Genomic DNA, 13631 nt, shown 5'->3' on the forward strand with positions numbered 1-13631 from the left:
ACCGATACGAAGCCGGGGACCACTGTAGTCACCGAGTGCGACAGGCCAACTCCTTTGTGGACAACGGCGGCTGTGTCGCGGTCCGGTGACGGGCCCCGCCCGGCGCGCAGGCGTGCCGGGCGGGGCCCGCCCCGCGGCCTCAGCCCTTCCCGATCACCAGGAGCAGCTTCTCCGGGGAGCCGCTGGAGCTGCCCGTCACCCGGTCCGAGGCGAGGTAGAACCGGTCGTCCTCGTACACGAGGAACGGGGCGTAGAAGCCGTTCTCCGCGTCCCGCGCGGCCTCCGGGTTCTTCATCAGCGTCGTGGGCTTGCCGCCCTTGGCGCCGATGCTGACGATCCGGCCGCTCTTGTCGTAGGTCGGCTTCTGGTAGGCGATGAGCTTCTCGCCGTCGGTGCGCAGCGGCATCATCGTCAGGTCGTCGCCCGCGGCGGACTTCCACTTCCGCTTACCGGTGTCGAGGTCGAAGGCGTGGATCTCGTTGTACCGGCCGAAGCCGTCACCGCCGCTCTTCTTCTTGTCCTCGGTCGGCAGGTAGAACAGGTCGTCGCTCGCCGCGACGCCCTGGCAGCCGTCGAGCTTCTGGGACATGATCCGCATGCCGCAGGCCGGGCGGTAGGTCTCCTTGCCGAGGTCGATCTGCGAACGCACCTTGCCGCCCGCGCCGATCGCCAGGATGCCGCCGGACTTGTTGTCCTTGTCCGAGAGGGAGACGACGACGGGGTCGGCGGAGAAGATGTTGCTGATGTTGAAGCCCTCGGGGGCCGTGTACGTCCACTCGGTCCTGCCGCCGGCACCGATCTTCTGGAGTTTGCCGCCGGCGGTGCAGGAGAACGAGCGCAGCAGGGCCTTGCCTCCCGCGAAGCCGTTCGGGGTACAGCCCGTCACCCGTTCCCCGCGGGGCAGTTCCTTGCCGTCGCCGATCTTGAGCAGGGCCGACCCGCCGAACCAGGAGGCGCCGACGGTGTCTCCGCCGATCGCCACGGTGGTGCCGATATAGCCGCCGAGGCCGCCCTTGGGCAGGGCCGTGTCCCAGACCTTCTCGCCCTTGCCGAGGTCGATCAGGGCGACGTGGCTGCACTCGTCCTTCTTGGCGCCCTCGTACGCCACCGCGGCCTTGCCGTCGTCGGTGGCGTTGACGGAGGCCGCGCAGATGGTGCCGTCGAGTTCGACGGACCACTTCTCCTTGCCGTCCTTGGCGTCATAGGCGGTGACGGACTCCAGGGCGGCCTTCACGGCGGCGCCGTCGGCGAGCCAGAAACCGGGGGTGTCCACACCGGACTTGGCGACGTCGGGCGCCGGCTTCTGCCACAGGACCTTGCCCTCGCCCTTGCCGCCGGAGCCGGTGAGGCCGTCGTCGCCCGGGCGGGCACCCGCCTCCTCGTCGCCGCCGCTGCCGCCTCCGCCGTCGAGCTCGGCGCTGTCGCCCTCCCCGGCGCGGTCCTTCTCGCCGGCCCCGGCGGAGGGCTTGCCGCCGTCGTCGTCGTCGCCGGAGACGGCGTAGACCGTTCCGCCGAGGGCGAGCAGGACCGCGAGGACGCTGCCGATGATGACGGCGGTGCGCTTCTTGTCCGGACCGCCGCCACCGGGCGGGGGCATGGTGGGCGGAGGGTACGCGCCGTACGCCGGCTGCTGTGCGTACGGGTTGGGCTGCCCGTACGGCAGGCCGGGCTGCTGCCCGGGCTGCGGGGCGTTCCACGGCCCGGCGGGCGCGCCGTGCGGTGGCGGGGACATCGGCGGCTGGTGGGGCGGCGGGGGCGTGGGGCCGGGCGCGGGGCCGCTCGGCGCGCCGAAACCGCCCTGGGGCGGCGGGCCGGGCGGCTGGTTCGCGGGCGGGCCCGGCGGTTGGTTCGGTGGTTGGTTCGGCGGCGGAGGCGGCTGCGACATGGTGGGTTCCCTCGTTGGTGGTGCGTGAGTCGGTGCATACGGACCGGTGGGCGGGGCCGCCCGGCGCGGCGAACGCGGCGAGCGGGGCTGAGTGAGCGTATGCCGTGCCGGGACTCACCGTCCCGGCGGGCGGCGGCTATTCATAGGCGACGATCACGAACTCCTCGGAGCCCGTCAGGGATTCGCACACGATGAAGAACTGTCCCCGGTCGAGGTACACGTCGAGCGGCGGATGCGTGGTGTAGTAGGCGTCGCGCTCGTTCTCGCTGTCGCTGTCGGGGTGTTGCTGGTAGAGCGAGGTCTTGCCGGTGCCCGCGTCGAACCGCACCAGCCGGCCGCCGCTCTCCCCGGTGGGTTCGGCGTAGCCGATGACGTTGCCGCCGTCGGTGTCGACGGGGATCACCGTCCGCTTGTCCCCGGCCGTCGCCGACCACTTCACCTTCCCGGTCGCCAGGTCGAAGGCCGCGAGCTTGTTGAACTCCGTCCCGGCGTCGCTGTCGGCCTCCCCCGGCTTGGTGGGGAGGTACAGGGTGTCGTCCGCCACCACCGCGGCGGCACAGCCGTCCGCCGCGGAGCCGCAGCGGGGTTCGAACGTCTGCTCGGGACCGCCCTTCTCGGTCTCACTGCCCTTCGCGGCGACCCGTACCCGGGAGCGTTCGCGCCCCTTGTCGTCGAGGGCGACGAACTGGTTCACGAGGAACTGCTCGCGGGAGACGAGTCCCACCACCGTGGGGGAGACGGAGGCGAACACACTCGGTCGCTGCCCCTCGGGCACGGACCAACTCCACCGGACCCGGCCGTCCGCCGGGCCGATCTCGTTCACCTGGTAGTCCGCGGCGGTCCCGCCCTTGAGCCGGTACGAGGTCGCCAGCAGCCGGCCCTCACCGACGGCCAAACCGGCCGCGAGCCGGCCGCCCGGGAGTCCGGCCGCCCACTCCTCCTCGCCGTCCTCGACGGCCAGGGCCCGCAGGCCGTCCTCCGTGACGAGAACGACCCGGTCCTCCATGCGGGCCATGACGACCCAGCGGACCTGCTCCCCGTCCTCGTAGGCGGACGGCAGTTCCGTGGTCCAGACCCGCTCCCCCTCCTCGATGTCGATGAGCGTCAGGCGGGAGCAGGCCTCGTCGCCGTCCCGGTACGCCAGGACGATCGTCCCGTCGTGCGGCGGGGTGCGTTCGCCGCAGATGTCACCGGGCAGCGGGACCGTCGTCAGAACGCTCCCGTCCTTCCGGGAGTAGACCTTGAGTTCCCTGATCTCGGCCTTGACGACGGTGGTCTCCGTGAACCAGGTGCCGCTGGCGTCGCTGGCGACATAGTCCTTGATCTCGCCCTTGGGCGCCGGTGCCTTCCAGGACATGGAGCTGCGCGTCTTGTGTTCGTGTTCGGGCGGCGCGGCCGGTCCGGCGGCCTTCGGATCGTCCGCGTCCTTCCCGGCGGAGCCCAGATACGCCCAGACGCCGCCGCCGAGCGCGAGCAGCAGGACCACCACCCCGGCGATGAGCAGGGGGGTACGGCGCCTCTTCCGCGGCTGAGGGGACGGCGGGCCGGGCGGGAACGGCGGCGGAACGGGGTATCCGGCAGCCGGGTGGGGAGGGGTCTGCGCATAGGGATTGGGGCCCTGCCAGGGTGGTGGCGGCGGTGCGCCGTAGGGGCCGGGCGGAGGCGGAGTCGCCATGGTCAGATCAACTTTCGAGGGCTCGGGCGCGATGGATTCACGCGCGGTGTACAGGTGAACGGCAAGGCGCTCAGCGGAAGGCGGCCACCAGGGCCGGTTCGGGCTCGCCCTCTTCCCACGGGTAGACGTCCTCGGCCGACAGGAAGAACATTCCCCGGTCCAGGAGAGGCGCGGCGTTCCTGGCGACCTCACGCTCACGTTCGCTGGTCAGCGAGGGGTGCCGCTCATATACGGAACGCCTTCCGGTGCCGCCGTCGTACCGGAGGAGGGCTCCGCCCTTCTCCGGGGTGGCGGGCTCATAGGCGATCAGGTCTCCCTGGAGCTCGGCCACGGGGACGAGCTCCCTCTTCGCCTCCGGCTTCGCGGCCCACATGGCCTTGCCGGTCCGCAGGTCGAACGCCACGACTTCGTTCTCCTGGGCGGAACTGTCGCCCGGCGAGGCGTGCTTCGGCCCCTGGAGGTAGAGCGTCCGTTCCCCGGCCACCGCGCCGGGGCACCGGGGCGTCACGTGTTCACAGAGGCCCGCCTCGCGGTCGACGTTCCGGCCCATGTCGATCGGTACGGCCGGCTTTCCCTTCCCCGGGAGGTGGTAGACGCTGTGGGTCCCCTCGGTGATGTCCCGGTGCAGCGTCACCACGAGGGGCGATGCGGAGGGGAATCCTTCCACCTGGAGCCCGGCCGGGACCGGCCAGGCCCATTCGCGCTCACCGGTGACGGGATCGTGCACCCACACCACCTGCCTTCCGTCGCATGCCGCTCTGGCGACGAGCACGGCTCCGCCACGGACGCTCTTCACGCCGCAGGAGCCGTCCAGCCGGTCGAGACGCTGAAGAACCTTCTGGTCGGCGATGCGGAAGACCGTCGCGGATTCCTCCAGCACCACGGCGACCGCCTCCTCCGTCACGGCCAGCCGCCCGGGGTCCACGGTGTCGGGCTCCGTACCGGCAGGCACCGGGAGCTTCCGGGTCCACAGCGCCTCGCCCCGGGCGAGGTCGATGACGGTGAGCAGTTCGCAGGAGAGGCCGTGCCGCACGGCCGCACGACCGGCGGCCGCTTCCACGGACGTCCCGCAGGTCACGCCCCTCAGCGGGACGCGCCACGCCCGCTTCCCCGTGTCGCGGCGGAAGCCGGCGACCTCGGTCACCGGCACTTTGACCACGAACTTCTCGGTGAACCAGGTGGTGGGAGTCTCCTCCACGAGCGGTACCCGCGGCACGGGCTGTTCCCAGGCGAGTGCGGCGTTCTGCCGGTGCGGCGGGAGGGCCTCCCCGTCCTCCCCGGAGTCCCCGTCCCCGTACAGCAGCCACGCGCCGCCGCCGGCAAGCAGGGTCACGAGCACAGCGGCCAGCACGGCGACCAGGGTGGTGCGGCCCCGGCGGCCTCCACCCGTGGGCGGGGGAACCACCGTCGGCGGCATCACGGAGGGCGGCACAACGGCGCCTCCGTGCGGCGGGGACGGAGGCGGGCCGAAGACACCCGGAGGCGCCTGCGGCGGGCCGGGGTGGGGCGGTCGCAGCGGTGCGGGTCCGGGTCGGTTCGGCGGGCCTCCGTACGGAGGGGGTGGCTGGCTCATATGGGTCTCGGGCTTTCCGGCTTCGGTTTCACTGGTCCTGGGAGGCGGGGGGCTCCGTGGGGCCGCCGCGGCGCCGTCTGCGGTCGCGGAGGACGACAGCCGTCCCGGAGACGACGGTGACCAGGACCGCCGTGGTTCCCAGCACGTACGTCGCGTAGCGCTCCTTGCGCTCCTGGGGCGTCTCGGCCAGCGTCAGGGCCATCGGTTCCGGAGCGGCCGCGGGCGCCGGGCCCTCGTCGGGTACGGCCCGTTCACGGGGGCGGTCGTCCTCGGTGAGCGCGCGCACGGGGTCGACGACGCCCCAGCCGACGTTGCTGTCATGGCCGTTGATGGAGCGTTCGGCGGTCTGCTCGATCTGGGCGACCACCTGCTGCCGCGTCCAGTCCGGGTGCTCGGCACGGATGAGGGCCGCGACGCCGGAGACGTAGGGAGCCGAGAAGCTGGTCCCGCTGTCCACGCACTGGCCGAAGCCGGGGACGGTCGAGACGATGTCGACACCGGGCGCGGCCACGCCGAGGAAGCCGCCGCGCTGGGAGAACACGGCTCGTTCGTTGTTGCGGTCCGAGGCGGCGACGGCGAGGACCCCCTCGTACGCCGCCGGATACGTGTTCTTGGGCTTGCCGTCGGCGCCGTCGTTGCCCGCCGAGGCGACCACGACGATGTTCTCGGCCAGCGCCTTCCGCACGGCCGTGGCCAGGGCGGAGTCCCGGCTCGGCGGCGCCTCCGTGTCCTGGGAGATGTTGATGACGTCGGCGTCCTCCGCGATGGCGTGTTCGATCGCCTTGGCGAGCGTGCCGACGTTCCCGCTGCCCTCCGCGTCGTTCTGGCGGATCGGGATGATGACGGCCTCGGGAGCGAGGCCGACGAATCCGGTACCGGCCTGGGGCCGTGCGGCGATGATGCCCGCGACCTTGGTGCCGTGGCCCACCGGGTCGGTGGTGGGCCCGCCGAGCTCCTTGGCGGTCATGCCCTCCTCCGGCCGGAGGAAGTTCGCCCCGCTGTCCTTGTCGACCGCCTTGGCGAGCTGCGGGTTCCGGGTGTCGACACCGGTGTCGATGACGGCCACCCGCACCGGACGCCCGTCGGCCCCGCGCCCACGGGTCTCCTGCCACAACTGGTCGAACAGCACCCGCTGCAGCGGCCACGGGCGGCCCTCGAACTGCTTCTTCATCGGGTAGGTGCACTCCCCGCCGCCGGCGAGGAGACGCATGGCAGGGCCGCTCGCGTCACCGCCTGTGCGCCCGCCTGTCTCCCCGGACACCGGCCCGCGCGGTTCCCGCACTCCGCCCTCCCCCGCGGGAGCGGTGTACGCGCATCCCGCCAGAGCAACGGCGGCCGCCAGTGCCGCGGCCGTTCCCCCTCGCACCACGTTTTCCCTCTCCCCGTAGCCCTACGAACCCTGCGGCTGCCGGGCGCTGTTGGTGTCGAGCCGCGGCCCCTTCGACAGGAACCGCGACCACTCGGCCGGCACCAGCACCGGTTTCACGTTGTCGTAGCCGAGCCGGATCTGCGCCGACTCCCGGTCCCGGCCGTTCTTCCCGTCGCCGCCCGCGCCGCTCCCCGGCTCGCCCGCGCTGCTGTCGCCGTTGGCCTGCACGGCGTAGCGCAGGCCGGTGTCGGTCACCAGGAAGAGAGAGCCCGACTCCGACTGCCGGCCGCGGATCTGTTTGAAGAGCACGCCGCTTCCGGGAGTGACGTAGGTGCTGGTGCCGCCGTCCGGGATGTCGTGCGGGTACTCCGCGCCGGCCCAGGTGCTCAGGACGGTGCCGCCCTTGGCGCGCACATCGCGCAGCACGCCGCAGACCGTGTCGCGGGCGCCCGCGCCGCCCGTGGCGTTCACCTGCCGGGGTTCCTCGGACGGCCAGCGCCGGTCGCCGTAGAAGCTCTCCTCGGGGCCGAGCGGCCTGAAGGACTGGGCGTTGACGTCCAGCGCGGCGTTGCGCTGGTCGAGCGGGGCGGTCTGCGGGGAGCTGAGCAGCAGCCGGGCGGTGAACGCGGAGACCGGGGCGACCTCACCGGCGAGGACGACATAGTGCTGCCGTCCCGTGCCGGTCATGGCGCGGATGACTGTGCCGACGCGGTTCTCCTTCTCGGACAGTCCGCCGACTCCCGCCTCCGCCCCGATCTCGCCGGGCACCTCGGGGAACGCGATCGGATCGCCCTCGCGCAGAGTGTCCAGCCACGCGTCGGTGACCGGCTGGGGCTTGTCCCCGGGGGCGATGAGCGTGCGCAGGAGCAGCTCGCCCTCCTCGGAGCGGGGGTCCGCGGCGATGCGGTACCGCGTGCCCCCGGCGTCGACGAGGTGGCGCTCACCCTCCTCGTCCCGGACGTACAGAACTTGGCCGCCGGACAGCCGGCCCTGGCCCTCCACCGCGTCCGCCTCGCGTGCGCCGAGGACGAAGGTGGCCGTCTGCACCGACTCGCCGGATCCGCCGGGCTGCTGGCAGACCGCCCAGCGCTTGACACGGCCGGCTTCCTCCCGGGACGGGAGCCGGTCGGGCGCGTACGGGATGCCGATGGTCGGGCCGTGCGGGATCCTGCCGCTGTCCAGGACGTCCTCGTCGATCTTGATGACGTCGAACTGCCCGGCGTCGAGGAGGAGCCGGGCCGAGGCGAGGTTGAGCACCGGGTGGAGCTGGGTCTCGCCGTCCGTTTCGAGGACGACGTAGCGAGTGGTCGACTCGCTGCCGACGATGACCTTCTGGCCCGGCTCGTACCACTTGGCCGGCGCCTTGGGTTTGAACATCCCCCAGGCACCGAAACCCGCGACGACCAGCGCACCGATGATCAGCCCCGGCACGACGGCACGCAGGGGACGCGGTGCCCCTTCCTCACTGCCGGTCGGCGAGGGCTGGAGGAAGGCCGCGACGGTGCGTCGCCTGGCGAAGGTGTAGGCATTGAGCTCGTCACGCCGTGACACCATGAGTTCCGGCATCTCCCCCGTGTTCGCGCCCCGTTGGGCGGTGTCGTTGTCGGACCGGCCCCCTACTATGCCGGGTGGTGGTCCGCACGTCCCGTGCGGGTAGGGTGACGTTCGGTCAACAGCTTTGCCGCGCAGGGCATATCGGGCGTACGTCGGTACGGCGAGGGGGATCAGGCGATGGGTACGGCCACACGCGCTCGGACCGCGGCACCCGATCCGTCCGCCACGACCGCGCCGGCCTCCCGGGGCGGGCCGGGCGCCGTTCCGCCGGCCGGCCCGGTCACACCGCGCCCCGTCTCGCGGCCGGGGCATCTCGGGCCGCTGCGGCTGCAGCAACTGGTACTGGCCGAAGTGGCCGCCGCACTGCTTCTGGTGGCCTGGGCCGTCGACGCACTGCTGCTGGTGCCGGCCGCCGTGGTCTCCGGCGCCCTGCTGCTCTTCGCGGTGATGCGCCGTCACCAGCGGTCGCTGCCGGAGTGGCTCGGCGGCGTACTGGCGCTCCGGCGCCGCCGTCGTCGTGCGGCCTCCGCGGTTCTCCCGCCGGACACGGACCCGGTGCTGGCCCCCGTCGTCGAATGCGAGCCGGCCCTGCGGACGTACACCCACACCGGCCGGGAGCACCGCCGGGTCGGCATGATCGGTGACGGCACCTTCGTCACCGCGGTACTCCGGATCGAGGCGGGGGACAGCGCGCTGCGCCCGCAGCGGACCCGGCACCCGCTCCCGCTCGGCATGCTGTACGACGTGCTGGAGGTGGACGGCATCCGGCTGGCGTCGGCACAGCTCGTCCAGCACACCCAGCCCGCGCCGGCCCCGCACCTCCCCGAGCAGTCCGTGGCCGCGCGCAACTACCTGCCGTTGCAGGCCCAGACCGGTTCCCCCGCCGTACGTCTCACCTGGGTCGCGCTGAAGCTGGACCCCGAGCTGTGCCCGGAGGCCGTCGCGGCGCGTGGCGGCGGGCTCACCGGCGCGCAGCGCAGCGTGCTCCGCTGCGCGGACCAGTTGGCGAGCCGGCTGACCGGGGCGGGCTTCCGTGCCACCGTGCTCAGCGAAGAGGAACTCGTCTCGGCGGTTTCGACGTCCCTCTGCGCCAACCCCATGGCCACCGCGCAGGCTGGACGCGCGGGCGCGCCCGGCCGCCGCACCGCGGAGAGCTCCCGGGTCTGGCGGTGCGACGACCGCCGGCACACCACGTACTGGCTGGGCCGCTGGCCGGCGGTGGGAGCGGGCGCGGCCTCGCTGCCGCAGCTGGTGGCGCTGCTGACGTCCGTTCCCGCCCTGGCGACGACGTTCAGTCTGACGCTGCGCCGCGGCGGCCGGCAGGAGGCGGCGCTGAGCGCGCACCTCCGGGTCACCGGCCGCAGCGACAACGAACTCGTCCGCGCCCGGCATGAAGTGCAGCGGGCCGCACGCGGGGTGGGCATCGGGCTCATTCGGCTCGACCGGGAGCAGCTGCCCGGTGTGCTCACCACGCTTCCGCTCGGGGGTACCCGCTGATGTCCGCACCGCTCAGCCCTCCGCCCGGCACCACCGCCGGCCCGCTCGCCGTGCCCGGCCCGGCCTCCGGACCGGCCCCGGTACCCGGTCCGGAGGCTTCCTCGCTCCGCGCGCGGGCGGCCCGGGTGGTGCGGACCGGCTCCGGGCTCATCGGCCCCCGACGGACCGGGCATACCCTGCCGGCGGACGCCCTCGCCCCGATGGCACTGCCGGTGGGGGACGACGGCGTGGTCGTCGGTGTCGACACCCACGGGCAGCCTGCCGTCCTCGGCCTCAGCCGGCCGTCCCCCTTCCATGTGGTATTGATCGGCGGGCTGTGGACGGCGCAGGTGCTGGCGTTGCGTATGGCCGGTACGGGCGCGCGGATCGCCGTCGAAACCGGACGGGCGCCCTCCTGGACAGCGCTGGCCCAGGCAGCGGGCGGCGGACAGCAGTGCGTGACGCTCCATGAGGTGGGGCGCGTCCCGCCCCAGGGCGGATCGGCGGCCGGTCCCGTGCTCGTGGTACGCGACTGCGGCATGCGTCCGCCACGCGGCCGGGTGGTTCCCGCCCCGTGGCAGGCGGTGCTGACCCTGCTGCCGTATTTGAGCCCGGCGGCACCGCGGCTACTGGAGCAGGCGGACGTCGTGGGCGTCCAGCGGGTCTCCCCCCAGGAGGCGGCCGCGACGGGGCGGATCATGGGGTTCGGGCAGGACCATGTTGCGGCGCTCTCGACCCTGGGCGATGGAGTCACCCTTTGGTGTAACGGACATGACCGCCACTTCGTGATGACGACGCCGACGGACGTCGAATCGGGACTGCTCGGCGGCCCCCGGCGCGTGGACTGATCCCAGGGCAGGTCCGGCCGCCCCCACTCCGGGAACCCGGTTCCCCTCCGGGAGTTGAGCGGTCCGCCGGAGGACGGCGGATGACTTCCGGCCCGTCCTCCCGGGCATCACGGACGTACGGGTCGTCAGTCCGCGCCGGACGGGCCTGCCGGACACAGGCTCCCGGTGATTAGGCTTGGCCGGGAGTCGGCGGCACAATCTGCGGGCGCGGCCGCCGCGTCATCACGGGGCGCGCCACGCGGGCGGCCGGTGAACGGCCGCCCGCGGTACGGCCCATGCGGGTGCAACACCACACCAGGAGGCATTGTGAGCAGCGATCGGGACGAGATCCGCGCGGGCGGAACCACACCCGGCGAGGACCCGTCCGACGCGGAGCACGAGCACGAGCAGACGGGCGAGTTCACCATCGACTACACCCCGCCGGCCTGGTACACGCAGAACACGCCCGGTGCACCCGCGGCCGGGGACGGCGGCGGCCCGGACGCCGGGGTTCCGGGGCTGCCGGCGCACGGCGGTTTCGAACCCGCGGACCGGCCCGCCGTTCCCCCGCCCGGCCCCGCCATGGGCGACGGCGCGCCGCCGCCCATGGCACCGCCGCACGCCTCCGTACCGCAGCAGGCCCCTTACCCGCCGCCGGCCGCGGCACCGGCCATGCCCCCGATGCCCCCGGCGCCTCCGGCCGCCCCGGCTCCCGGACCGGAGGCCGCCGCCTCCGTTCCCGGCCCGGAGGGTGACGGTCCGGCCTCCGCCGGGCCGGACGAGCCCTCCCCCGCGGCGGAGCCCGGTGCTCCGCAGAGTGCGGGGGGATCCGGTGCGGGCGGTGACGAGCGCCCGCAGCCCGGCGGCGCCACCATGCGGTTCTCCGCGGCCGCGCTGCGCGAGGAGATCGCCGGCCTCTCCGCCGGGCAGCCGGCCGGCGGAGGGGAGCCCGCGGAGGAGGACGGGAGCACCGGCCGCGCCGGCGAGGGCACCCCCGCCGCGGACGCGCACGTCGGGCAGGCACCGGACGACCACTCCGCGGACGGCGACGCGCGCCGGAGCGACCCGGAGGCCGACGGTTCCGGCGACGCCCGGGGCGCCGAGTCCTCCGGCACGGCGCCCGGCGCGACCCCGGCGCCCGGCGCGACCCCGGCGCAGGACGCGGCCCCGGCCACCGGGGAACCCCCGCAGTCCGCACCGGGCGCTCCGCTCGTCCCCCCGCAGTCCCCCGGTCCGCAGGGCGGGCCGCCTCCGTCCGGTCCGCCCCCCGGGCCGGGCGTCCCGCAGGGCGGCCTGCCGCCGCTGCCCCCGTCCTTCCAGGCCGCCGACACTCCTCCGGGTCCGCCGCCCGCTCCCGCTCCCGGGTACGGCTATCCGCAGCAGCCCCCGGCCGGGCCCGCCCCTGTACCGCCGCAGCCCACCGCCCCCTGGCCGCCGCACGGGCCCGCGGCACCCCAGGGCCCGCAGCCCGGTTACGGCTACCCGCAGGCCGGGGCGCCGGCCGCGCCCGGTCCGGGGGGAGTGCCCGGACCGCAGCCGCCGGCGGACCAGCCGCAGCCCCACCAGCCCCAGCCGCCGCAGCAGTACGACCCGGCGGCCCAGAACCCCCAGCCCGGCTACGGCTACCCGCAGGCCGGCGCCCCCGCGCCCGGCGCCGCTCCGCACCAGCCGGGAGATCCGCAGCCCCGGCCGGACGGGCAGCCGTACGCCCAGGGCGACGGAGCCCAACTCCCGCCCCCCGCCCAGCCGGAGCAGCAGGGCTACGCCGCGCCGCCTCCGCAGACCCCGGTGGACCCCCGCACCGGCGGCTGGCCGACCGTCAGCCCCGAGGACCGCCGGCAGGCCGCCCACGGCGCACCGCTCGGCTACACGGCCGCCGTGGAGCTCTCCTCCGACCGGCTGCTGCGCAACAACAAGCCGAAGCCCAAGAGCAAGGCACCGAGCGCCGGTGGCTCCCGGTTCCGTCTCGGCGGCAAGAAGGAGGAGGCGGAGCGGCAGCGGAAGCTGGACCTGATCCGCACCCCTGTCCTCTCCTGCTACCGCATCGCGGTGATCAGCCTCAAGGGCGGCGTCGGCAAGACCACGACCACGACCGCCCTCGGCGCGACGCTCGCCACCGAGCGTCAGGACAAGATCCTGGCGATCGACGCCAACCCGGACGCGGGCACCCTCGGCCGCCGCGTCCGCCGGGAGACCGGCGCCACCATCCGGGACCTGGTGCAGGCGATCCCGCATCTCCACAGCTACATGGACATCCGCCGGTTCACCTCGCAGGCGCCCTCCGGGCTGGAGATCATCGCCAACGACGTGGACCCCGCCGTCTCGACGACCTTCAACGACGAGGACTACCGCAGCGCCCTGGAGGTCCTGGGCAAGCAGTACCCGATCATCCTCACGGACTCGGGCACCGGTCTGCTCTACAGCGCCATGCGCGGCGTGCTCGACCTCGCCGACCAGCTCATCATCATCTCCACCCCGTCCGTCGACGGGGCGAGCAGCGCCAGCACCACCCTGGACTGGCTCTCCGCGCACGGCTACGCGGAGCTGGTGCAGCGCAGCCTCACGGTCATCTCCGGCGTGCGCGAGACCGGCAAGATGATCAAGGTGGACGACATCGTGGCGCATTTCCGGACCCGCTGCCGGGGCGTCGTGGTGGTCCCCTTCGACGAGCATCTCGCGGCCGGCGCCGAGGTGGACCTCGACATGATGCGTCCCAAGACCCGCGAGGCGTACTTCAACCTCTCCGCGCTCGTCGCCGAGGACTTCGTCCGCGCCCAGCAGGAGCAGGGTCTGTGGACGCCGAACGGCGGCCCGCCGCCCCAGACCGCCCCGCCGCTCCCCGGCCAGTACCAGCAGCCGCCGTACGGGCAGCAGCCCGGGCAGCCGTACGCCCAGCCGGGCGGGGCACCGCAGGCGCCTCCGCCGGGGCAGCCGGGGTCGCAGCCCCATCCGCAGCAGCCGGGGCAGCAGCCCGGCCAGGCCCCGCCGCAGCCGCCCGCCTGGCCGCAGCAGCCCCAGGGCGGTTACGGCTGGCCGCCCCAGCACCCCGCGCCGCCGGGACAGCCGGGATACCCGCCCCAGCAGTGAACCGGCGCCGGTGACGGCGCGGCCGGCACGGACCGCGGGTCGCGGGTCGCGGGTCGCGGGTCGACCGGCCCGCGCCGGTGGGCCGGGTCCGTGATGAGGGTCCTGTGCGATGGAGGCCCCGGGCATGAGCGCCCGGGGCCTCCATCGCACATCAGCACAGCCGCTCAGCACAGCCGTGCGGCCGC

The 13631-nt window shown here is 74.1% G+C and carries 8 protein-coding genes; 3 read left to right on the plus strand and 5 right to left on the minus strand.

From position 1 onward, the window contains the following. Positions 1-139: 139 nt before the first annotated feature. From IF83_RS0113690 to eccB, 5 genes are all read right to left on the minus strand, one after another. Positions 140-1732, minus strand: a complete 1593-nt coding sequence (locus IF83_RS0113690) for an outer membrane protein assembly factor BamB family protein (protein ID WP_051722758.1) — start codon at positions 1730-1732, stop codon at positions 140-142. Between the two features lie 289 nt (positions 1733-2021). After that, complete coding sequence (locus IF83_RS0113695) at positions 2022-3374, minus strand: outer membrane protein assembly factor BamB family protein (protein WP_030544428.1); 1353 nt, start codon at positions 3372-3374, stop codon at positions 2022-2024. A 256-nt stretch (positions 3375-3630) separates the two neighbouring features. Further along, positions 3631-4911, minus strand: coding sequence for an outer membrane protein assembly factor BamB family protein (locus tag IF83_RS0113700; protein WP_158711047.1), 1281 nt, complete (start codon positions 4909-4911; stop codon positions 3631-3633). Positions 4912-5161: 250 nt separating this feature from the next. Continuing rightward, entirely contained in the window at positions 5162-6343 is a 1182-nt protein-coding gene (gene mycP / locus IF83_RS0113705) for a type VII secretion-associated serine protease mycosin (RefSeq protein ID WP_051722759.1), read from the minus strand. Between the two features lie 180 nt (positions 6344-6523). Then, on the minus strand, positions 6524-8056 hold the full coding sequence (gene eccB, locus IF83_RS0113710) for a type VII secretion protein EccB (RefSeq protein WP_030544431.1): 1533 nt from the start codon (positions 8054-8056) through the stop codon (positions 6524-6526). 177 nt (positions 8057-8233) lie between these two features. Between eccB and eccE the strand changes: the two genes are divergently transcribed. The 3 genes from eccE (at position 8234) to IF83_RS0113725 (ending at position 13446) form a co-directional block, all read left to right on the plus strand. Beyond that, positions 8234-9553 (plus strand): type VII secretion protein EccE, encoded by a 1320-nt coding sequence (eccE, locus tag IF83_RS0113715; RefSeq protein ID WP_030544432.1) that lies wholly within the window; start codon positions 8234-8236, stop codon positions 9551-9553. Beyond that, a complete protein-coding gene (locus IF83_RS0113720; protein ID WP_244177063.1) occupies positions 9553-10380 on the plus strand; it encodes a hypothetical protein in 828 nt (275 codons plus the stop codon). Before eccE ends, IF83_RS0113720 begins: the two co-directional genes overlap by 1 nt. A gap of 306 nt (positions 10381-10686) precedes the next feature. Further along, entirely contained in the window at positions 10687-13446 is a 2760-nt protein-coding gene (locus IF83_RS0113725) for an SCO5717 family growth-regulating ATPase (protein WP_030544434.1), read from the plus strand. Positions 13447-13631: the final 185 nt, after the last annotated feature.

Origin of the sequence: Streptomyces albus subsp. albus, assembly GCF_000719865.1 — a bacterium.
Taxonomy (GTDB): domain Bacteria; phylum Actinomycetota; class Actinomycetes; order Streptomycetales; family Streptomycetaceae; genus Streptomyces; species Streptomyces albus_E.